The organism is Pseudomarimonas arenosa (assembly GCF_014841215.1).
GTDB classification, from domain to species: Bacteria; Pseudomonadota; Gammaproteobacteria; order Xanthomonadales; family Xanthomonadaceae; genus Pseudomarimonas; species Pseudomarimonas arenosa.
On sequence record NZ_JACYTR010000016.1, the window covers coordinates 65,299 to 87,792 of the forward strand.

18 protein-coding genes are annotated in these 22,494 nt (G+C 63.6%); 3 read left to right on the forward strand and 15 right to left on the reverse strand.

From position 1 onward, the window contains the following. Window positions 1-277 precede the first annotated feature (277 nt). Together IFO71_RS09965 and IFO71_RS09970 are read left to right on the forward strand one after the other, a co-directional pair. The gene (locus tag IFO71_RS09965) at window positions 278-2,674 is read left to right on the forward strand and encodes a DEAD/DEAH box helicase (RefSeq protein WP_225444532.1); all 2,397 of its coding nucleotides are present in this window, start codon (window positions 278-280) and stop codon (window positions 2,672-2,674) included. Then, entirely contained in the window at window positions 2,671-3,669 is a 999-nt protein-coding gene (locus IFO71_RS09970) for a ribonuclease H-like domain-containing protein (RefSeq protein ID WP_192029484.1), read from the forward strand. Before IFO71_RS09965 ends, IFO71_RS09970 begins: the two co-directional genes overlap by 4 nt. 105 nt (window positions 3,670-3,774) lie before the next feature. Here IFO71_RS09970 and IFO71_RS09975 read toward each other — a convergent pair whose 3' ends face one another. The 3 genes from IFO71_RS09975 to ssb are packed head-to-tail and all read right to left on the reverse strand — an operon-like array spanning window position 3,775 to window position 6,405. Then, window positions 3,775-5,211, reverse strand: coding sequence for a mannose-1-phosphate guanylyltransferase/mannose-6-phosphate isomerase (locus IFO71_RS09975; protein ID WP_225444525.1), 1,437 nt, complete (start codon window positions 5,209-5,211; stop codon window positions 3,775-3,777). A 36-nt stretch (window positions 5,212-5,247) separates the two neighbouring features. Next, window positions 5,248-5,844: a DUF4124 domain-containing protein gene (locus tag IFO71_RS09980; RefSeq protein ID WP_192029485.1), complete on the reverse strand. Its 597-nt coding sequence runs from the start codon at window positions 5,842-5,844 to the stop codon at window positions 5,248-5,250. A gap of 15 nt (window positions 5,845-5,859) precedes the next feature. Then, the gene (ssb, locus tag IFO71_RS09985; RefSeq protein ID WP_192029486.1) at window positions 5,860-6,405 is read right to left on the reverse strand and encodes a single-stranded DNA-binding protein; all 546 of its coding nucleotides are present in this window, start codon (window positions 6,403-6,405) and stop codon (window positions 5,860-5,862) included. A 148-nt stretch (window positions 6,406-6,553) separates the two neighbouring features. On the opposite strand from ssb, the gene IFO71_RS09990 reads away from it, so the two are divergent. After that, window positions 6,554-7,558: a polyprenyl synthetase family protein gene (locus IFO71_RS09990; RefSeq protein WP_192029487.1), complete on the forward strand. Its 1,005-nt coding sequence runs from the start codon at window positions 6,554-6,556 to the stop codon at window positions 7,556-7,558. A gap of 64 nt (window positions 7,559-7,622) precedes the next feature. Here IFO71_RS09990 and IFO71_RS09995 read toward each other — a convergent pair whose 3' ends face one another. From IFO71_RS09995 to IFO71_RS10050, 12 genes are all read right to left on the reverse strand, one after another. Next, on the reverse strand, window positions 7,623-7,970 hold the full coding sequence (locus IFO71_RS09995) for a type II toxin-antitoxin system PemK/MazF family toxin (protein ID WP_192029488.1): 348 nt from the start codon (window positions 7,968-7,970) through the stop codon (window positions 7,623-7,625). Continuing rightward, window positions 7,967-8,218, reverse strand: a complete 252-nt coding sequence (locus IFO71_RS22640; protein WP_192029489.1) for an AbrB/MazE/SpoVT family DNA-binding domain-containing protein — start codon at window positions 8,216-8,218, stop codon at window positions 7,967-7,969. Before IFO71_RS22640 ends, IFO71_RS09995 begins: the two co-directional genes overlap by 4 nt. Window positions 8,219-8,412: 194 nt before the next feature. After that, a complete protein-coding gene (locus IFO71_RS10005) occupies window positions 8,413-8,907 on the reverse strand; it encodes a methylated-DNA--[protein]-cysteine S-methyltransferase (protein WP_192029506.1) in 495 nt (164 codons plus the stop codon). A 62-nt stretch (window positions 8,908-8,969) separates the two neighbouring features. Beyond that, window positions 8,970-10,457, reverse strand: a complete 1,488-nt coding sequence (locus tag IFO71_RS10010) for a DNA-3-methyladenine glycosylase 2 family protein (protein WP_192029490.1) — start codon at window positions 10,455-10,457, stop codon at window positions 8,970-8,972. Between the two features lie 569 nt (window positions 10,458-11,026). Then, window positions 11,027-12,406: a UDP-N-acetylmuramoyl-L-alanine--D-glutamate ligase gene (gene murD / locus IFO71_RS10015; RefSeq protein WP_192029491.1), complete on the reverse strand. Its 1,380-nt coding sequence runs from the start codon at window positions 12,404-12,406 to the stop codon at window positions 11,027-11,029. Then, a complete protein-coding gene (murL, locus tag IFO71_RS10020) occupies window positions 12,387-13,748 on the reverse strand; it encodes a UDP-N-acetyl-alpha-D-muramoyl-L-alanyl-L-glutamate epimerase (RefSeq protein ID WP_192029492.1) in 1,362 nt (453 codons plus the stop codon). The genes murD and murL overlap by 20 nt, the downstream gene beginning before the upstream one ends. After that, window positions 13,741-16,353, reverse strand: a complete 2,613-nt coding sequence (locus IFO71_RS10025) for a bifunctional aspartate kinase/diaminopimelate decarboxylase (RefSeq protein ID WP_192029493.1) — start codon at window positions 16,351-16,353, stop codon at window positions 13,741-13,743. Before IFO71_RS10025 ends, murL begins: the two co-directional genes overlap by 8 nt. A gap of 280 nt (window positions 16,354-16,633) precedes the next feature. Then, window positions 16,634-17,206 (reverse strand): glycine zipper 2TM domain-containing protein, encoded by a 573-nt coding sequence (locus IFO71_RS10030; protein ID WP_192029494.1) that lies wholly within the window; start codon window positions 17,204-17,206, stop codon window positions 16,634-16,636. Between the two features lie 87 nt (window positions 17,207-17,293). After that, window positions 17,294-18,010: an alpha/beta fold hydrolase gene (locus tag IFO71_RS10035; protein ID WP_192029495.1), complete on the reverse strand. Its 717-nt coding sequence runs from the start codon at window positions 18,008-18,010 to the stop codon at window positions 17,294-17,296. Then, a complete protein-coding gene (locus IFO71_RS10040) occupies window positions 18,007-19,293 on the reverse strand; it encodes an HD-GYP domain-containing protein (RefSeq protein WP_192029496.1) in 1,287 nt (428 codons plus the stop codon). The genes IFO71_RS10035 and IFO71_RS10040 overlap by 4 nt, the downstream gene beginning before the upstream one ends. Window positions 19,294-19,533: 240 nt before the next feature. Then, window positions 19,534-21,726, reverse strand: a complete 2,193-nt coding sequence (locus IFO71_RS10045) for an ADOP family protein (protein ID WP_192029497.1) — start codon at window positions 21,724-21,726, stop codon at window positions 19,534-19,536. Between the two features lie 12 nt (window positions 21,727-21,738). Further along, on the reverse strand, window positions 21,739-22,212 hold the full coding sequence (locus IFO71_RS10050; protein WP_192029498.1) for a hypothetical protein: 474 nt from the start codon (window positions 22,210-22,212) through the stop codon (window positions 21,739-21,741). Window positions 22,213-22,494 lie beyond the last annotated feature (282 nt).

Sequence of the window (22,494 nt, forward strand, 5' to 3'; positions counted from 1 at the left end):
CGGCTGAACTGCTCCGACGGCCAGCCGCTGCCTGAATGGCAATCGTCGCAAGGCCGCGTCCTTGGTGGCCAGAAAGACCTGCTCGGGAACACCGCCACCCCAAGGTGCCCCACAGCAGCCGCAGTCTCAGGATCTGCGACGGCGCGCGCGTGCGATAGCGGGCATCCTCCCCGTATCGGCCACCATGAACGCCCAACTCGCTCCCTTGTTCGCCGAACAAATCCCAACGCCGGCTCCTCATTCGCCCGCCCTGGCCGCGCCTGCAGAATCTGGCCAGTTGCCCTGGAAACGCAGCGACTCAACGCAACGTGCCGTCAGGGTGAGGGCTGACGCCAGCCGTCTGGCCGAAAAGCTGCAGCAGCGCTATGCCGTGCGCGTCACCGGCTGCATCGATCGCCCGGCCCAGACAGCGGAGTACGCAGCGCTGCCGGCCGACCTGCCGTCAGCGCTGCGCCAGGCGCTGCAGTCGCGCGGCATCGAGCGCCTGTACAGCCATCAGGGCGAAGCCTGGGCCTCCAGCCAACGTGGTGAGCATCTGGTCATTGCCACCCCCACCGCTTCCGGCAAAACACTCTGTTACACCTTGCCGGTGGTGAGTGCCGCCATGCAGGGCAGCGCCCGCGCCCTGTACCTGTTTCCGACCAAGGCGCTGGCCCAGGACCAGCTGGCCGAACTGCTGGAACTGAACAAGGCTGGCGAGCTCGGCCTGCGCGTGCACACCTTCGACGGCGATACACCGGCCGATGCCCGCCGTGCCATCCGCCTGTCCGGCGACATCGTGATCAGTAATCCGGACATGCTGCATCAGGGCATCCTGCCGCACCACACCAAGTGGGCCCAGTTGTTTGAAACCCTGCGTTATGTGGTGATCGACGAGATCCATAGCTACCGCGGCGTGTTTGGTTCGCATCTGGCCAACCTGCTGCGCCGGCTGCAGCGCATTTGCCGCTTCTACGGCAGTGATCCGCAATTCATCATGGCCTCGGCCACCATCGGCAATGCACAGGCTCACGCCGAAGCACTTATCGGCCGCCCCGTGCACTTGATTGAGCGCAGCGGTGCCCCGCTCGGTCCACGCACCGTACTGTTATGGAACCCGCCGGTGGTCAATGCCGATCTCGGCATTCGCGCCTCTGCCCGTTCGCAAAGCACGCGGATCGCCCGCGCCGCCATCCGTGCCGGCCTGAAATGCCTGATCTTCGCTCAGTCGCGACTGATGGTTGAAGTGCTGACCAAGTATCTGAAGGACGTCTTCGACCATGATCCGCGCAAGCCCGAACGCATTCGCGCCTACCGCGGCGGCTACCTGCCGAATGAGCGCCGCCAGACCGAGCGCGCGATGCGACGCGGTGAGATCGACGGTCTGGTCGGCACCTCGGCGCTGGAACTGGGTGTCGACATAGGCGCGCTCGATGTAGTGATCCTGAACGGCTATCCCGGCTCCATCGCCGCCACCTGGCAGCGTCTGGGTCGCGCCGGCCGACGCCAGCAGCCGGCACTGGGGGTACTGGTCGCCAGCAGCGAAGCGCTGGACCAGTACCTGATCCAGCATCCAGAAGACTTCGCCAGCAGTTCCCCCGAACAGGCGCGGATTGCCGAAAATCAGCCGTTGATCCTGCTTGATCACATCCGCTGCGCCGCCTTCGAGCTGCCGTTTCAGCAGGGCGAACGCTTTGCCGATGTCGATCCACTGCCCTATCTACAACTGCTGGCCGAATCCGGTGTGGTGCACCCCGAGAACGGCCGCTTTGAATGGATCGCCGACAGCTACCCGGCCAATGCGGTATCGCTGCGCGCGGTGGCCGACGGCAATTTCGTCGTCGTCGATCGCACCGATGGTCGCCAGACCATCATTGCCGAAGTCGACTATTCCAGCGCCGCCATGACCTTGTACGAGGGTGCCATCTATATGGTGCAGTCGCAGCCGTTCCAGGTCGAACAGCTGGACTGGACCGGCCGCAAGGCCTTTGTCACCCGCACCGCGGTCGACTACTACACCGATGCGATCGACTACACCCGACTCAAACCGCTGGAACGGTTTGATCAGAATGCAAGCGGCCAGGGCCATGTCGCCCATGGCGAAGTGCATGTGGTGCGCCGGGTGCCGGGCTACAAGAAGATCCGCTACTACACACACGAAAACATCGGCTATGGGCCGATCACCCTACCCGACCAGGAGATGCATAGCACCGCGGCCTGGTGGCGCTTGCCGGCGGAACTGCTAGATCAGGTGTTCGACAGCCGCCAGGATGCGCTGGACGGCTTTCTCGCCGCCGCCCACGTGCTGCATCTGGTGGCCACGGTGGCGGTCATGGCCGAGGCACGCGACCTGCAGTCCTCGGTGGGCAGCGGCGATGGTGAGTTCAGCGCCGAACGAGACGCCTTCGTCGGGCCACGCTGGCGTGGTAGTGAGGGAACCTATGCCACTGATCAACAGGCGCAGCGTTTTCAGCCAACGGTATATCTGTACGATAACTACCCAGGCGGCATCGGGCTCAGCGAAGCATTGTTCGAGCGCTCTGCCGAACTACTGCAGCGCGCGCTGGCGGTGGTGGAACACTGCCAGTGCCGCTACGGCTGCCCGGCCTGTGTCGGCCCGGTACTCGCTGCCCCTGCCACGCACAGCCAGAAGCAACTGGCGGCACGCGTGCTTAGCGCGCTGATCAATCGGTGAGCGCTACCGCCACAGCCGCCAAGACGCTGGAACGCCTGCGGGCGTTGCGGCAAAGCGCGAACAACAATGCTGACCCCATGCGGTGCGTCTCGGACGCACCATCGTTTGGCCATGCACACCTGACGACCGGGCAATCCTCATACGCCGATCGGCGCGTCCAAAACGCACCCCATGAACACTTTGCCTCAACCGCAGTCCCGCAACACCACCACCAACTGATCGACTGGCTAAGTCGATCGCATCTGCAGCGCCGCCTGCTACTGTCTTCGCCCGACGCGGATGCACCCAAGATCGCCCTGCTTGGGCAACCGATTGCCGCCGGCCTGCATCTGATCGAAATGCGCCATCCTTTGGCCGAGATCCCGACCGAGCTGCGCTTTCAACACCGCGAGCAGGCAATCGATCCGCGTCATCTCTTGGCCATCGACACCGAAACCACAGGGCTCGCCGGCGGCACCGGCACCCGCGCCTTTCTGGTTGGCATCGCCTTCATCGAGCAGAACGAACTATGTCTCAGGCAGTGGCTGCTCAGTGGCCTGAGCGGAGAAGTCGCAATGCTGCAAGCGTTTGGGCAATACCTGTGCGCACAGCATCATCTGCTGAGCTACAACGGCAAGAGCTACGACCTGCCCCTGCTGCGTACCCGCTTTTGCCTGCATCGCCTGCCTGACCCCAGCCGCGAGTTGCCGCACACCGACCTGCTGCACCTGGTGCGACGACGCTACCGCGGCTTGTGGGCCGATTGCCGACTACAAACCGTCGAACGGCAACTGCTATCGATCGTGCGCAACGACGACCTGCCCGGTAGCGAAGCCCCGGCCGCTTTTCGACGCTGGCTGCAACGCGCTGACGCCACCCAGCTCAACCGGGTGGTGGAACACAATGCTCAGGACTTGGTGAGCCTGATGAGGCTGGCGCTCAGGCTAGGCGATATCGACCCCGACCAGTATCGCCTGCACGCACCCCGCAGCGCCGAATCGCCCGTCATGGGCTGAGCTGGCGACGGGGGCGGCACGCCCACCCTACGCGATGCGCGGTGGGCCTATGACCCACCCTTCCTACGCTAACCACACGTTGCTGCATGAACCTGGCCGATGCCCCTACTTCCGCCCGTACACATCCTCCAGTCGCACGATATCGTCCTCGCCGAAGTAATCGCCGCATTGCACCTCGATCAGATGCACATCCTTATCGGTGGGATTCTCCAGCCGATGCAGGGTCTCGGTCGGAATGTAGGTGCTCTGATTGCGTTCGAGCAGGAATTCCTGATCGCCGACCCGCACCTTGGCAGTGCCATTCACCACCGTCCAGTGCTCGCTGCGCCGCGAATGCTTCTGCAGCGACAGAATGCCACCCGGCTTCACGGTCAGTCGCTTGACCTTGCAGTCGTCGGCATCCTCCAGCACGGTGTAGCTGCCCCAGGGCCGATATACGGTGAGGTGATGCTGGGCCGCGCTGTGCTTGTGGCGCTTCAGGTGATCGACCACCGCGCGCACGGCCTGGGCCTGCTCGCGATCGGCCACCAGCACCGCATCGCCGGAGTCGACGATGACCAGATCCTGCACGCCCACCGCAGCGACCACGCGATCGCCAGCATCGACGTAGCAGTTCACCGATTCAACCAGGATGCTTTGACCGCGCACCCGGTTGCCTTGCGGATCGGGCTCGCCAAGTTCGCTGACCGCCTTCCACGAGCCGATGTCACTCCAGTCGAAACGCGCCGGCACCACGGCTCGTTTCGCCGCCTTTTCCATCACCGCGTAGTCGATCGAAATATCCGGCTGAGCGATAAAGCGCTCACGCTCGAACTTCAGCGGCTCGGCCTGTAGATCGGCGGCTTCCATCACCGCCTGCGCTGCCCCCAGCACATTCGGGCACACCTTGGCCGCCGCTTCAATCAGGGCACCGGCAGCGAAGCAGAACATGCCGGCGTTCCAGAAATAGTGGCCGCTGGCAAGGTACTGCTCGGCTGTCACCCGATCAGGCTTCTCGACAAAGGCCTTGATCTCGCGCCCACCCGCATTGCCCACCGCGGCACCGGCCTCAATATAACCAAAGCCGGTTTCCGGATGGGTCGGCCGAATGCCGAAGGTCACCAGATGACCGGCCGCCGCCAGCTCGCAGGCCACCGCCACATCGGCGGCAAAGCTATCCAGATCGGCGACCAGATGATCGGCCGGCAACACCAGCAGTTGCGCCTCGGCGCCATGCCTCTGGGCAATATCCAAGGCCGCCAGCACGATCGCCGGCGCGGTATTGCGTCCCGCCGGCTCAAGCAGAAATCGCTGGCCAATACTGGCGGCAGCCGCTTCGCGCTGATACTCATCGCGGGTCAGAAAATAGTAGTCGGCACCGGTAACCGTCATCACCTCGTCGGCATTGGCCACTTTCAGCGCGCGCTGCAAGGTGCGCTGCAGCAGCGACTGACCGTCGCCCAAGCGCATAAAGGGCTTCGGATAGCCTTGACGCGAAGCCGGCCACAGACGGGTGCCGGCGCCGCCGGACAGAATCACTGGAATCAGTTTCAAACTAGTCAATGCAATTCACCAAAATCAATCAACGAGGCACGCGGGTCACTTACAAGGATCCATGCCCTGATTGCGCTGATACGTGTCGATCTGAAGTGACGCTGCTCCGGAACGAATCTCTTCACAGGCCTGAGTCACACTGACCGACCTACCATGGCGGTACTGAACGTCTTTCAGGTATCCATCTTTCGTATCGATCCGCTCAGCGTCGTGGCATTCTCGGGTGGCGCTGTACCAGACCTGTCCTGCGCCCTCACAACGCATGATTCGTTCTTCGTTCCTCTTCCGTGCAGGTGCGGCCGACGGCACCGTTTCCCGCTCAGGCAGCGCTTCGATTTGCTGCAGGCTCAGCCAGTACGCGTGATTGCGTTCGCGCAACTGCGCATCTTGCTTCGCCCTACGAGCGGCGTCCGGATCAGAAGGCGGTGCGACGCGCACATCGTGCTCGCCACCCGCCTGATCGGCCGCACAGGCAGTCTGTTGATAAACCACACGCCCATCTTGACCGGCGCACTTGAATACCTGCGCACTGGCAGACTCGACCAATACGGCCAGTGCACACAACACGAACGCGGAGCGCCCAAGAGAAGACGACATATTCTTACTACCAAACAAGGGTTTCAGCGCAAGACGCAACAGCATGACTAGCGGTAGCTTTTAGAACGGAATATCGTCGTCGTTGAAATCCGGCTCCTGCGGCGGCGCCGAACGCTGGCCGCCACCGGCACCGCCGGCACCACCGCCACGCTGACCACCGTAGCCGCCACGGTCGCCGCCGCGATCTCCGCCACCGCCACCACCGTAGTTACCGCGGCCGCCACCTTCACTGCTGCGGCTGCCAGCGCCGCCGCCACCGCCGCCCTCACCGCGACCGCCCAGCATCTGCATCTCGTTGGCGATGATGTCGGTGGTATAGCGCTCGACGCCTTCCTTGTCGGTGTATTTGTCGGTGCGCAGACTGCCCTCGACGTAGACCTGGGAGCCCTTGCGCAGGTACTCACCGGCGATTTCGGCGAGGCGGCCGAAGAACTTGATGCGATGCCACTCGGTGCGCTCCTGCATTTCACCGCTCTGCTTGTCGCGCCAGCTCTCTGAGGTGGCGATGCGGATCGAAGTGATCGCGCTGCCGCCGGCTGTGTAGCGGGTTTCCGGATCGGCCCCCAGGTTGCCGACGAGAATGACCTTATTGATTCCACGCGCCATGCTTGATCCTCTTTGACGAAAGCTGCGGCCGGAGCGGCCGTTCAAAGCAGCCTAGTATAGAGCCAGCCGGGAATCCGTCAGACTTCGGCGCTCGATTCTGTAGGATTTTGCCGAATCCAGCACACAGGGCCCGTATAATCCGGCGCCCATGAGCGCTTCTCTTGCCCCCACCCCATCCAATCTCCCCACATTGCTTGAAATTCAGGCACTTGCTGGCCCTGACATGCAGGCCGTGGACGCATTGATCCGTGCCCGATTGGCCTCGGATGTGGTGTTGATCAATCAGGTTGCCGAACACATCATCGCCGCTGGCGGCAAACGCCTGCGCCCGATGCTGCTGCTGTTGGCCGCACGATCGCTGGGCTATGAGGGTAACCAGCAGCATCAATTGGCAGCAGTGGTCGAGTTCATCCATACCGCCACCCTGCTGCACGACGATGTGGTCGACGAATCCGACCTGCGGCGCGGCCGCAGCACAGCCAATGCCGTTTGGGGCAATGCTGCCAGCGTGCTGGTCGGCGATTTCCTCTACTCGCGCAGTTTTCAGCTGATGGTCGAGCTGGAACGCATGGCGGTCATGCAGATTCTGGCCGACACCACCAATGCGATCGCCGAAGGCGAAGTGCTGCAGCTGTTGCACGTACACAACCCTGATACCGATGAAGCGGCCTATCTGCGGGTAATCGAGCGCAAGACGGCGGTGCTGTTCGCTGCCGCCACCCGGCTCGGCGCCGTGCTGGCCGATGCCGATCCGGCCACCGAAGCCGCCATGCAGGAGTACGGCCTACAACTCGGCTTTGCCTTTCAGATCGCCGATGACGTGCTCGACTACGTCTCCGATGCCGACACCCTGGGCAAGAACCTCGGCGATGATCTGGCCGAAGGCAAGGCCACCCTGCCCCTGATCCACGCTCTGCAACACAGCGACGCCGCCACCCGCGAACGGTTGCAGACGATCATCGCCAATGGCGATGCCGACGCCTTTCCGGACGTACTCGCCGCCATCCAAGCCGCCGGCAGCATCGACTACGCCATGCAGCGCGCTCGCGACCATGTCGCCGCCGCCCTCTTAGCGCTGGAGGGCATGCCCGACAATCCCTATAGCCGCGCGCTGCGCGGCCTGGCTCGCTACGCCGTTGAACGGCGCCATTGACCCTTAACAGAGAGATACACCACAACGCCGTTCGCCCTGGCGGGCGTTCGCAGCGCCACAGGGGTCATTCGAGTATCGACCGAACCGCTTCGAGCGCCTCCTGAACCACCAAAGAAGGCGCCTTCTCAACACGCTTGAAGGTTCGCGCTCGCGCGTCGACGGTGCGGGTTTGATCGCATAGGATGATGCCCTGCGTGCGCGTGCCGGTGCCCATCAGCGTCACGCTGAAGCCGGTTTCGCGCGCCGCCGCGCCACCTTGTGTGATAGGCGCGACCAGGAGCAATCCGGACGCCTTGTTGAAGGCATCGGCCGACAGCACCAATACCGGGCGCGCGCCGCGAATCTCACGACCGTGGGTCGGGTCCAGGCTTAGTTCGAGGATGTCACCGCGCTGCGGAATGCCGCGGCTCACAGGGATTCACGCCCCGCTGGTGAGTCCTCAAGCCAGGCATCGTCGCGCTGCCACGCCGCCGGCGACTTCGGACTCTCCGCGAGACGTTCGGCCAAGCTGCGCCGAGCGGGCGTGACGGACAAACTGCGGCCATTGAGTGACAGCTCGACAACCGAACCGGCATCGACCGCTAGCGAGTCGACGATGGCTTTCGGGATCGAGAGAATGACAGAGCCGCCTGAACGACGAAGGGTAGCGGTACAACTCATTGCGGGACCATGGACTTGTTTTACTGCAGTAAAACATACGCCGTTCGGCTCGTACCGGCAAGGCGTCCGCTGCTAGCCTGCATTTCTCATAGCTATTTGTAGCGAGGCCGTCGAGACGCCGTCACGGAGGGAGCAGCGTGCGCCCATGATGTGTGTATCGGCGGCCGCAGTGGAGGGGCAACAAGAAAGACGCTCTACCCCCACAAATCCGCCTGCCGCTCCCCACGCAGGCGTCGCTCGTGCGCCAGCAGCCAGGCCTTGCAGGCCAGCCCACCAGCAAAACCGGTCAGCGAGCCGTCGCGGCCGATGACCCGATGACAGGGCAGAACGATCGGCAAGGGATTGGCGCCATTTGCCGCGCCCACCGCGCGCACCGCCCTGGGTCGGCCGATCTTGGCCGCCATGGCGGAATAACTCATGGTTTCACCATAGGGAATTTCGGCCAGCGCCCACCACACCGCGCACTGGAAATCGGTGCCGGTGGGCGACAGGGGCAGATCGAACTGGCGCAATTCGCCGGCAAAATAGGCCTGCAGCTGGGTCAGGAACGGGCGCAGCCGGCGCGGGTCGCGCGGGATATCGGCATCGCTGGCCAAGGGCCGTCCTTGCGGCAGACGCAGCGCGCGCAATCCAACCTCATCGGCGATCAGGATCAGTTCGCCGACCGGCGTCTCCAGTTCGGCCCGCACCCTGCCTGCGGCATGCGCCTTGCGCGGTGGCAAGCGGGTACTTGCTACGGCTGAGGAATGATTCACGGCTGCCCTCCTTTCGACTTAACGCTTGGCTTATTCGCACTGGCGGACTCGCTCTGCGCCCGCCAGAGCTGGATTACGGCGTAGGCCCGCCACGGACGCCAGGCCTCGGCATGTTGCCGCACCCGCCGCTCGTTCGGCAGCATGGCCGACGCCGAAAGCGCTCGCGCCATGGCCTTGCGCACCACCAGATCACCGCCAGGAAACGCATCGGGATGATGCAGAACGCGCATGCCCATGTACGCGGCGGTCCACGGGCCGATGCCCGGCACCTGCTGGCACTGCGCCAGCCAATCCGACAAGGGCTGCGGTGCTTCCAGGTCGAGACTGCCCTCCGCCACCGCACGCCCCAGGCTGCGCAGACTGTTCACCCGCTGCGAGGTCAGGCCGAGGCCGTCGAAATCCAGCTCGGCCAGTTCGGCCGGTCGTGGAAATCCCTCGGCATCGGCGAACTGTTCGGCGCAGCGCGTCATCAGTCGGATGGCCAGGGTTCGAGCGGCGGCCACACTGATCTGCTGCCCCAGGATGGCGCGCACCGCCCCTTCAAAGCCATCGAACATGCCGGGCAAACGCAGCCCCGGTTGAACCTGCAGGAGACGCTGCAGTATCGGATCGCTGCCGAGTTGCTCGGCAATGCAGGCCGGATCGGCATTGACGTCGAACACCCGCCGCACGCGGCGCAACAGGTCGGGAATGCGCGCTGCTTTCACACCCTGCAGGCTGACCCGAATGGCACAGCGCTCGGGCACGTCCACCACATCGAGTTGCGCTGCAGCGCCGAGCTGTCGCCGCCAGCAACCGCCTTCCACCCATTCCAACCCAGGCAGGGCCCGTGCGGCAAGAAATTCCAAATGGGCAGTGAAATCGAACGGCGGCCGGTAGCCGAGCAGCAACTCGATCCGCTCCGGCGCGGTCGAGATCTGCTCCGACTGCTTGCGCAGTGCGGTGGGCGGCATGCCGCAGGCATCGTGGAACGCCTGGTTAAAGCGGCGCAGACTGGCAAAGCCGGCCGCCAGCGCCACCTCGGTGACCGGCAACCGGGTTTCGGCCAGCAACTGCTTGGCCAGCAACAAGCGCTGATTGGCGTGCAGGGCCAGCGGACCGATGCCCATCTGCTGCTCAAACTGACGACGCAGATGGCGGTCGCTGACCCCGACCCGCTCGGCCAGTTCAGCCACCGAGTGCTCGGCCAGAAAACCTTCGCCGACCCGCTTCAGCGCCAGATCGAAGGCCTGCTCGCCGTAACTGCGCAGGCCCGGCGCGCGCTCGGGACGACAACGCAGACAGGGTCGAAACCCAGCAGCAGCAGCCGCCGCGGCCTGGGTGAAATAACGCACGTTCGACTCCCGCGCCAACGGCGCCGGGCACACCGGCCGGCAGTAGATGCCGGTCGATTTGACCGCCACCACGAACATGCCATCAAACCGCGCATCGCGCGCCAAGCGTGCGCGAGACCAGCGTTCGGTGGCGGTGTGCGAGATGTCCATGCAGCCATCTTAGGCTGGAATAGGGCAGCGGACTCGCCGTTTTCGGACAGGGTGATTGACGCAGTACTCCCCTCTCCCATCGGGAGAGATCGATGCGCACTGACAACGCGCGCCGGCTGGCGCCCGGAACTCCCTCCCCGATGCTCGGGGAGGGCCGGGGTGGGGTTAGGGAGCCGATCTTTGCCTGCCCAGGGGCCTCGCACAGCGAGGTTCCTGGCTAGACCGATGCGCACTGACAACGCGCGCCGGCTGGCGCCCGGAACTCCCTCCCCGATGTTCGGGGAGGGCCGGGGTGGGGTTAGGGAGCCGATCTTTGCCTGCCCAGTGGCCTCGCATAGCGAGGTTCCTGGCTAGACCGATGCGCACTGACAACACGCGCCGGCTGGCGCCCGGAACTCCCTCCCCAATGTTCGGGGAGGGCCGGGGCGGGGTTAGGGAGCCGATCTTTGCCTGCCCAGGGGCCTCGCATAGCGAGGTTCCTGGGTAGGGGCCGGGGGTGAGGGTCGGGCGAAGCAGACGTACCAGGGCCAAATCGAAGCCGACCCAATCGGACTCATCTCGACACCCACTCAAGCAATCCCCAACCCCCCAATCGCTCTGGCCTCCGCCGCAAACCCCGCCGCGGCTGCAAATGCGGCGCCGCGTGCGGTGTAGTCCTTGAACTCGGGAAAGCTCGGCGCGCCGGGTGATAGCAGGACAACACCACCACCCGGCAGGGCGGCGCGAGCCTGCCCCACCGCGGCTTGCAGATCCTGGGTTTGCAATACATCGAGATTCGGCAAGGCTTGACGCAGCTGGGCGGCGATGCGCGGGCCGTTGGCGCCGCGACAGATCACCCGCAGCACTGGCTGTTGCTGCAGGTATTCGACGAACGGCGTCCAATCGAGGCCGCGGTCATAGCCGCCGACCAGGATGGCGACCGGCTGGCCGGCAAAGCAGCGCAAGGCGGCTATGCTGGCGTGCGGCGTGGTGGCAATCGAGTCATCGACGAATCGAACCCCATTGCTCGCGCCGATGATCTGCAGGCGATGTGGCAAGGCGGTGAAACTGCAAGCTGTATCGATCAGCCGGGGCTGCTGCAAGCCGGCGGCCTCGATCACCGCCATGGCCGCGCATAGATTGGCAGCATTGTGGGTGCCGGCGATCGGTAGCCGATCGATTGGCAGCATAGGCTGCGCGCGCTGACATACCGCGTCATCGCGCAGATGCCAGCCGTCTTCGCGACCGAACCAGCGCACCTCGGTGATCGCTGGATCGATCTGTTCAGCGGCGAGACGCAGGCGCTGATCCTGCCAGTTGAGTACGGCAATACGCGGCTGCGCCTGAGTGATCAGCTTCAGCTTGTCCTCGATATAGCGCTGCTCATTGCCGTGCCAATCGAGGTGCTCGGCATACAGATTCAGCACCAGTGCGACATCGGGCCGCACGGCGTCGCCGGTCTGATAGCTGGACAGCTCGATCGCCCACACGGCTGGCATCAAGGGCGGGTTCAGCAGCTCGAGCAAGGGCAGGCCGATATTGCCGGCCAGGCCGACCAGCACGCCGCGCTGGCGCAGCACGTGGGCGATCAGGGCGGTGGTCGAGCTCTTGCCCTTGCTACCGGTCACGCAAAGCTTGATGCCGGGCAGCTGCTCGGCAAACCACAGCCCGGTGCCGCTGGTGACGTGCACACCGCGCTCCCGAGCCTGCAGACAAACAGGGTGATAAGCGCTGATGCCGGGCGACTTGATCACCCAGTCGAACTCGACCAGCCGTTCCAGCGTCGGCTCATCCCAGACCTGCAGATGCGCATCGCGTAGCTCGTCGGCGGCGAAATGCTCGGCTCGCGGGCAAAACAGGCTCAGCGCTTTGGTCGGAAACTGTGCTCGCAGCGCGCGCCAGCTGGCACGGCCTTCGCGACCGAAGCCCCACAGGGCGACGCGTTGATCTTCAAGTCCGGAAACGCGCATCCACCCGGCTCCAGATCTGCGCCGGAATGCCGTGTTCAGTGCTGGGTTGCAGCAGGGCCGACATATCCGACTCGGCCGAATCGAGCTTGGGCAGAATCTCGCGCCGGAATCGCGCCACCAGGGCATCTTCGCGCCACACCGCTGACTCGACCAAGGCCGCCATCGCAGCGCGCGATTCACGCCCTTCACCCACGCATTCGAACGGCTTGTGATCCTGATACTCCATCAGTGCATCGAAACCGGCTACCTGCTCCGGCTCATCCAGCAGGTTTCGACCGAAGATGCCGACCAGACGGGGCTTGGATACAAACGGCGCCAGGGCCAGGAACACGAAACGGCACTTGGGGCAGACCCCGCACCAGCGGCTGGCCGGGCGTTCGCCGAGGATATGAAAGTTGCGGTTACAGCTGGAGAAATGCCCATCATAACGATCGGTTCGCGCGAACTGCCGGGCCACCGCCAGTTCTGATAGTGGCCGCAATAAACTGAAGTATTCGAGATCCGCCGCCAGGCGTCGCCTGGCCTCGGCGGCAAAGGCCTGCTCGAAACTCCAGCCCTTCGACCACTGATGATTGACCTCGCCAGTACCGGCAATCAGGCTGCCATAACTGGCCGAGCGCTCATTGGAGAACACCACCCAGCGTTTGCCCGAGGCCAGCGCAGCCACGGTCAGCATGGCGGAGTTGATGGCGGTCACCGGAATATGGCCGTTGTAGGCGCCACGTCGATTGAACTCGAACAACTGCGGCGCCAGCTGACGTTCGATCTGCAGGGTCGGCAGCTCGGTACGCTCGGCGCAGGAACGAATCAGCGGCGCCTGCCCCACCCAGGCCAGGGTCTGTTCAACGCCGGCCGCGCGCAGGGTCTCGACGCTGACCAGCGAATCCTTGCCGCCGCCGATCGCCGTCAGGGCCTTATCCTGCAGTTGCAGCGCCGGCGCCTCGGCCAGGACTTCGGCATTGGGCCGGAAACGGATCTGCCCATGCAGATTCAGGCCATTGCGATAAGCGAACTCGCCCAGGCCCGACTCATAGACCTGCTGCAGAAAATCCGCCGTGTGCTGATCCATCTCGCCCGATTCGATCTGGATCTGTTTGGGCACGGCGGCCTTGTAGTAGCTCACTCCGGCCAGCCAATGCAGCAGCTGAACAGAGCGCTCCACTGCCAGACGCTGCAGCTCGCTCCACTGAAACGGCGCGCCGGGCAGACGCAGCCGCTCGACCAGTTCGGGGCCCTGATCGAAGGCATAGACCAACGCGATCTCTCCGCTGTGCGGATCGATGCCCGAGCGCACAAAACGGAAGCACTCGACCTGATCGCGCTCGAATTGCCACTCAGTCATCCAACACGTCCTCAATCGGCAGCTCACGCAGGTTGTAGCGGCTGGCCATCACCGCGCCGTACGCCCCGGCGTGGGCAATCAACAGGCAATCACCGGGTACAGTGGCGGCAGGCAGACGTCGCCGCCGCGCCAGCACATCACCGGTCTCACAAATCGGCCCCACCACGTCGACCTCGCCATCCACTGCCTCGTCCAAACGACTCAGGTTCTGTACCCAATGCCAGGCGCCGTACAGCGCGGGGCGCAACAGTGTATGCATTCCTGCGTCGATGCCTACCCTTCTGACCCCGGCCTTGCTCACCACCTGGGTGACGGTCGCCAGCAACGCGCCCGACTCGGCCACCAGATAGCGCCCCGGCTCGACCCACAGCTGATAGTGCGGCCAGTTCTGTTTCAGCTCGGCAAGCGCGGCGGCGTAGCCTTCGAGATCGAACGGATCGGCACCCGGCTCATAGGCCACGCCCAGGCCACCGCCGACGTCAACGAATTCAACGCTGCCGATGCTATCGGCGATGCTGGCCAGGCGTGCATAAACCTCGCGCCAGTGTGCCGCTTCGGTGATGCCGCTGCCGATATGGGCGTGCAGACCGATGATCTGGATGCCCAGCGCCTGCGCCGCATCGAGCAGGCCGGGCAGGTCTTCCATGGTCAGGCCGAACTTGGCTTCACGCCCACCGGTGCGCACTTTCTCGTGATGGCCCTGGCCAAAGCCGGGGTCGATGCGCAGCAGCAGACGCTGAGCACGAAACACCTCCGGCCAGCGCTGCAGCAATTCGATATTGTCGATCGTGACAAAGGCGCCAAGCTGCAGCGCTGCCTGATACTCGGCCACCGGAGCGAAACTCGGAGTAAATAGCAGCCGGTCGGCGGCGAGCTCGGGCAGCGCCTGTTGCACGTGCTGCAGCTCGCCCAGGGAAACGCACTCAAAGCCGTAGCCCAGCCGCTCCAACTCAGCCAGGATGCGCGGATGGGGATTGGCCTTGATGGCATAAAAACGTCGATCGATCGCCTCGATGGCGCGCAATTCTTCGGCCCGTTGGCGCACCGTTGGCAGGTGGTACACATAACGCGGCGTTTCGCCGGCATGCTGATCGAGCAGCCGTTGCGCCCGCGCCCGCCACCAGGGTTTGGCCGGCGCCGGCGTCGGCTGCTTCAACTGCCGCCAACTTGGCCCGAACACCCGCTCCTCGCCGATCGGCATGGCGCCAGAATGCACCAGCAGTTCATGTAAATGCGGCAACAGCCCGGCTTCCAATGCCTCGTCGACGACAAAGGTGAGGTTGAGATCGTTCGAGCTCTGCGAGATCAGATGCACGCGCTCGCGACCGAAGCTGGCCAGCACGCTGGACAGTCGATGCAGCAGGGAGCGCATGCCACGGCCGACCAGGGTGATGGCGGCGGTCGGCGCAATCACCTTGACCCGGCAGATCGGTTCCAGATCGCGACACAGCGCATCGAGCACATTCGAATTGACCAGGTTGTCGCTGGGGTCGAGCGAGACCGTGACATTGGTCTCGGCCGAGCCGATCAAGTCGATTGATAGGCCGTGCTGCTTGAAGATGGCGAACACATCGGCCAGGAAGCCGACCTGCTGCCACATGCCGATCGATTCCATCGACACCAGCACGATGCCCTTGCGCGAGCTGATTGCTTTAACACCCGGCAAGGTCACCGCAGAATCATCGATCACGGTGCCGGTGAGCTGCGGATTCTCGGTGTCGCGGATCCACAGCGGCACGCCAGCATCGCGACACGGGCCGATACAGCGCGGATGCAACACCTTGGCGCCGGTGGTGGCGATTTCCTGCGCTTCGGCAAAATCCAGCCGGGCCAGCAGCCGAGCCTGTGGTACTGCGCGCGGATTGGCACTGAACATGCCCGGCACATCAGTCCAGATTTCGACCCGGTCGGCATTGAGCAAGGCACCGAAGTAGGCCGCCGAGGTGTCTGAACCGCCGCGGCCGAGAATGCAGGCCTGCCCCTCGGCATCGCGCGCGATAAAACCCTGGGTGATCAGACAATCGCCCTGTTCAGCGAAGCGCTGCCGCCATTCGGCATCGCTATCGATTGAACAATTCACCGAAAGCCGTTTGGCCCATGCACTCTGATGCGGAAAGCTGCGCGCCCGCAGCCAGTCACGCGCATCGCACCAGCGCAGCGGCTCGCCGGTACGTGACAGGTAAGCGCTGCCGAGCCGGCTCGACAATAGTTCGCCCATCCCCAGCAACTCGGCCTGCCACAGCAACCGCCCCGCATCGTCGTCGATCGCCCGCGAGTCGCCCGCCAACGCCGCCAGTCGATCCAACAAATCGTTAAGTACTGCAGGGCCATCGAGCTCCAGCTCGGCGGCAAAGCGCAGATGGCGTTCGCGCAAACCTTCGGCTTGCAGCTGACGCGCATCGGGATCGACGCAATCGGCAATCGCGGTCAGCGCATTGGTAACGCCGGACAAGGCCGACACCACCACCAGCACCCGTTTTCCCTCGTTCCGGCGCTCTTTGATGCGGGCACCGATCTGGTCCCAACGAGCACGGGTGGAAACACTGGTGCCGCCAAACTTGAGCACAACCCAAGGCGGCGCGGTGACTGCGCTGTATGCGTTCATTCCTGTTTACCGAACGGCCTCGACCGGCCACGTTGCAGCGCAGCATGACAAAACCGAAGTGAAGACGCTAGGCGCCAGCCAGGGCTCGTGATTCTAAGCAAATTCGCGCCGGGGCCATCGGCGAACTGGAACCGGACCTGGGTTAACGCGCCCCCGGCACAGCCGAAGGGTGCTCGCTCGGCGCGGGAACCAAACGACACGCTTTGCCGAGGCTAGCCCGGATAGCGAAAAAGAAAAGGGCGCCAGGGCGCCCTTTTGCTTTCGCTCGATCCCTACCGCCTCACGGAGCTGGTCGAACGTCAACCTGTACACGGAGTCGATCACCGGGATGGAAGTCGGTCACGGTACGGTAGATCTGGCCGTTGTAGCGATAGGTCACGTCATATCCGGTAACCCGCTCGTCCTCGAAGTATTCGGTCTGGGTGGCGCAACGCTCCTCGTAGCGAGTCACTTCGCGATAACCCGCGTATTGGTGGCTGCGCTGACCGTCGCGCACTGCGTGGTAGCCCAGCAATGCACCGGCGGCGGTGGCGGCATCGCGACCGCGGCCATTGCCGAACTGATTGCCGATCACGCCGCCGACAATGGCGCCGAGCACGGCCGGGGCACGATAGCGGCGGGTATCGGCTGTCCGTACCGGCTCGCGGTAGGTCACCGGCTCACGCCAGCATTGATCGCGCTGCACCGGGCGTTGCACGCGGGTGATGATCGGATCGACCTCGAGTACTTCAGCATACTCATAGGCCGGCGCCTGATAACCGCGTAGATCACGATGTTCTGCCTGTACTGAACCGGCGGCGGCAACGCCCGCAAGGCCAGCGATAAGCGCAACAGTCAGCATCGAACGGTTCATTTGCATCTCCTGACACGGCAAGTGGCGCCGCGTGGAAACTACGCTAGGAATCAGCGACTTAATTGGTTCTGAATCCGATCAGCGTGTTCAGCCCGTCGACAGCCAACTGAGCACCAGGCCCGCCGTCCGGGCCGCGCCCCGACCAATCAGGGGGCTGATGTGATCGGCCTGCAGGCGCATTGACTCGCCGCCAAGGCGCTTGGCCAGAGACTCGGTCAAGCTGACCGGGACATCCTCATCGTCCTGACTGGCCAGCCACAAACAGGGCACTTGTATCGGCACATCAAGGCGTTGCTGACGCGCCTCGGCCAGTACGCAGGCCGACTCATCGCGCCAACCGCGGAATGCACGCAGCGCGCTGACCTCATCGGCGCCGACAGCGCCATTGACCTGCAGTCGACTGCGCTGTCCCCAGGGGATCACGCCGTTTTCACTGAAGCGCGGCGGCGGCATTCGTTCAGCTTCGGGCAGTGCCGGATGCGGATTCAGCAGGACCAGACGACTGATTCGCTGGACAGCAATGGCCTCTGCCCGCTGCAACCAGCACAGGGTCAACAGCGCGCCCAGGCTGGCGGCCACCACCACCTGCGGCCCGGAGCAGCCAAGGATCCAGTCGTCGAGCTGATCCAGATAGTCCCCGAAGCCGGTAGAGGCCAGGCCCATAGGCCGCGGATGCAAATCCGGCGCACGGCAGGCGTAGCCGTGCGCGCCAAACACCTCGGCCCAGATCGCCCACTCCCAACCTCCAGCGCCCGCACCGTGCACAAACAGCGCCGCCGGCCGTTCAGAGGGCGCTGTACTCACGCGCTCGCGGCAGCGCTGTGCACCGCATCGATGTAGTAGCCGCCGCGACTGGTGCGCCGAACCAGCCGCGCCCAGTCGGAATCCAGCTCATCTGCCTTCAGACTACGCACGACACGAAGGTTGACCTGCTCGTTAAGATCGACGGCCAGTCCATGCTCGGTGCTCTTTGGATCTTCGACGATCATCACCCGCGGCGACAAGGCAGCGCCGGGCAAGGCCGACACCACAATCGCCAAGCGCTGATCACTGAGTTCCACCAGACTGCCAGGCGGGTACACGCCCATCATCTTGACAAACAGGGCCATGATGCGCGGATCGAATCGTTGCCTTTCGCGGGCATACATGTAGGCCAGCGCATCGTGCGGCGTCATGCCGGGGTCCTTGTCGCCCGGGCTGACCAGATTCTCGTATCGGTTGATCAGGGCCAGCAGGCGCCCGGCCGGCGATATCTGTTCGCCACGCAATCCGAATGGATAGCCGCTGCCATCCATCGCTTCATGATGCTCTTCGATGGCTCGCACCGTGGCCAGCGGCGCCCCGAGATGACGAGCAGCCTCGACGCTGAACTCCACGTGTCGACGATGCGTCTTGCGCTCAAAATCGTTCAGCGCCGGCGTTTCACGCTGCAGGAAACTCGGCAGGCGCTGCTTGCCGATATCGTGCAACAGCGCCGCGCGCACCACATCGGACATGGCGCTATCACCAAAATCACAGGCCTGGGCCAGCAGCACGCAGAGGACAGCCACGTTGACCGAGTGGCTGCTGCCGTGTTCGCCCAGGTTATCCGACAGCACGCGCAGACTGACCTCATGATCGACGCGCACTTCATCGAGCATACCGCTGACCACCTTGTCGGCAGCTTCCCGTGCCAGACCGGGCTCGCTCATCAGCTTCTTCGACAGCAGCCGGTAGCTGTCGACAGCATCCTGATAACGCACCTCGCAGCGCTGCAACGAAGCTGCTTGCTCAGCAAGCAGGTCGCGCCATACCGGCTCGGCGGCCACGCTGTCCTTTGCCGGCTCGATATCGGCCACCGATTCGGCTCGCAGCGGGCTGCCTTCCGGCCGGCCGCTGCTTGGCGGCAGCGGCGCGACATCGCTGCGATCGGGGTCGTAGCGAACCTTGCCCAGATTCAGCGAACGCAGCACGTTGAGCTGCTCGCCGGTGCGCAGCTTGAAGCTGTTGAACGGGAACGGATGGTTCTGCCAGCCGACATCCAGCACCACGAACATGCCGACCCGCAGTCGGTCGACATCGATCGAAGGCAACGTGCTGTCGGCCATGAATGCTCCTCCGCTAAGCCCTGATAATAGCGCGCCGAGTCGAAGCCGGGCAGCCGGGCAGCCGGGCAGCCGGGCAGCCGGGCAGTAACGTCAATCAGATCGCGCGCACCCTGTGCGCATCGACGATCGTTGCAGGCAAGCGACTGAGCGGTCGGCCAGGGCTGGCTCTGGCAGCTGCCAGGACATCCTTTCTCGGCCCACCCGGTCGCATGGTCGTAGCAAGCACCGCTGGCCACTGTGTCATTCAGCAAGGGCGCGCAGCAGAGGCATATTGGCAACCCTTAGTGTGGCGATTGACCAAAGCGCGAAAATCGCTGTCGCCACGATGGCCGCGCAGAGCGCAAGTAGGAGGGTCCAGGACAGTGGCGCAAACTCGAAGACGGCGGCTGCGATGAACCGCTGCAAAGCGACGGCTAGCAGTATTCCCGTAAGTGCGGCGATCAGCACCGAGGGCAACGCCTTTGTGGCCAGTCGAGTGGCGGCCGTTGCCGGACGCTCGCCGAGCGCCTGCCGCAGAGCAAGCTCCTTTACGTGCGCGGTCAAGAATGCGCGCGCAACGGCAATCGAAACCAGAAGCTGTTGGCCGGCCGCCAGCAACGCTGCGGTGATCAGGAACCAAGCTAAATGGCTCAACGGCTGACGCGCGGTTGAAATCAGCTTCGACACTAGGGTGGCTTCACCTACGGCAATTTCTGGGAAGGAACTCGCCACGCGCTCGGAAAAGGCCCTCAGGCCTGCGGTGGAGATATCGAGACCTCGCGCAAGCACGGCAAAACTGCGGCAATCCAGCGCCGCGATCGGCTGAATGCTCAGGAGACGTGACTCTGGCCTCAGCGCTCCGACCATCAGTCCGTCAATGCGGGCGATCAGGTTGGCCCTGGAGCGCGACATCACGCTGACGACATCATCCTTGCCCTGCATCATCATGACCGGGACTCCCATGTCGAACGACTCGAAGTCACGGCCGGTGAACGCACGAACTTGCAGCGTCTTCAGGATTGAAGGTCCTGCCCCCATGCCGGCTCCAATCGTTGAGTCATTGCCAATTACTGCGCTGTGACCTGAGAACTCCCACGGAGGAAAGCAGATCAGGCTGGCGACGTCAGCACCCTCGTTGTAGGCGCTTTGCAGCACTTCCGCCTGCATGCGCCGCAGATCGTCATCCTGGTCGACCCGGACCGGCAAGGTAGCGAGGCCCTCGGGCTGATACCCCAGATCGGTGTTCAGCACATTCCGGGCATGAAGCGCAATCGAAGCTGCCAGCGTGACCGCGACCATCGACGCAGCCAGGCTGACCGCCCACAGCAACATATAGGGTCGCATCGCCGCCGTCACGTGGGTGCCACCCATTGCCTCGCGCAGATCCGAATCAACCCGGCGAATCGACATAGTCCAGACTGGGATCAGGGCCGAAACTACCGCTAACACCGATAGCCAACCCATCGCTGCCCAATCAAGATCGGCTTGTACGCCAGTTCCCTGCAAGCCTACCGCAAGCTGAAGTGCAAGGCTGGCCAAGACTAACGCCAGAGCCGCCCGGGCCAACGCGCGGGCCAGCATCTTCCTGGTCAGCTGGGCACGACTGGCACCAAAGATGCGTCGTTGGATGTTGGCCCGTCGCACAGAAACGCCCTGTAGAATTCCCCATGCCACGAACAGCAAGGACAGCAAGACCGGGGCTGCCCACGCTAGCCCCTGCGCCCATGCGAATTGAGACTCCAGGGCCGCCCTCACCGAGGCATCGAGCTTGTCGAACTTGAGTCGAACTCCGAACATCTCGCCAGAAAACAAAGCGCGGTCTTGCGCAAGCGACGCCAACGTCGCCTCGGTTAGCGCGCTTCCATGTGCAAGTACTGCGGCTATAGCGACCGGCCCCTGTTCTCGGCACAGCGCGGCAATAGGTCCCGGTAAGCCAAGCCACTGCTGGGTGCGTCTCAAGTCAGTGGCTACGCCCCGATAGCTGGACGTCCCGATGGAGATCGGCTGATCGACCAAGCGATGCGCGATGCTCGCGTCCAACCAAAGGGTAGATTCATGACAAGACCCGCCCGGCACGACAAGTCCGAATGCAACCGGCGAGAGAACAAGCACATCAAGCGCCACACGGCGACCGGCGGAATCGGCGACTACCGAATCCATGCCGACAAATCCGACTTCAGCAGACGGACCTACACGTTCAGACAGGATTCGCGCATCGGCGGTCGGAAATCCCACCCGCATCATGAGTGGGCCATCGTCGCTGGGAACCTGATGCACTCTCGTTAGCACGTAAGCGTCGGGAATGCCTTGAGTAATGTGTTGCACAGAACGCTCTGCGCCAAGTGCCAACAGCCCCAGTGCGAACGCGAGCGCAAAAGCGACGAGAAACGAGCCTTCGAGCAACCACTTCGAGGCAAACGTCCAATCACTCTGCGGATGTCCCACCTTGGACATATAGTCGCTCCGCTACGCGTTGGGTTCCTTTGCCGCAAGATCCAGGTTAAGTTTATCCAGACGAACGCCACTAACGCCCTTGAGCGCTGCCTCAAGCACCGAATAGGTTCTTGCGCAGTTCTCGCAAAATCCTGCGGCTTCTCCCGCAAGACCAATCATCTGAACCACCGCCTGCTTGTTGGAAGTCGGTGCTGCTCCCGGAAATTCGTCACTGATGGTGAGCTCGCACGCTTTGGATGACTTCTCGATGGCCTCCACCACCTGCGCTCCGATCAGTGCAGGATCGGGGCGGCCAAAAACGCCCACGCAAACGCCGGCCGAGTTGAAGACATACACTTGCGGTACCCAGTCGCCCCCAATCGGCTCATACATGAGCTGAAACACTCTTCGCGACAGTGGCTTGCCGTTCTCCTGAGCTCCTACCTGAAAAACTACCGTTGAAAGCAAAAGTAAAGTCAAGAATTGCAATGTGCGTTGCAAGGTCATTTGCGTCCTGTTCCAAGAGAGTAAATGCGCCGACACACGGCGGTATGTCGGCACAGGCTTAACGCAGAGTCCGCCTTATTTTACAACCTGGCAACTACCGTTAATGCAGTCGACGCAGAAGCCAGTATCTGTGTTGCAGTGGCGACAATAGTTTCCCATACAAACGGAAACCCACGCTGCAAACGCTGGCGCAGCAGCAACCGTCAGGGCGACACCCACGACAATCGCTCTCACTCTTGCCATCCTTGATCGTCCAGCCATTTCTCACTTCCTCACCCGACG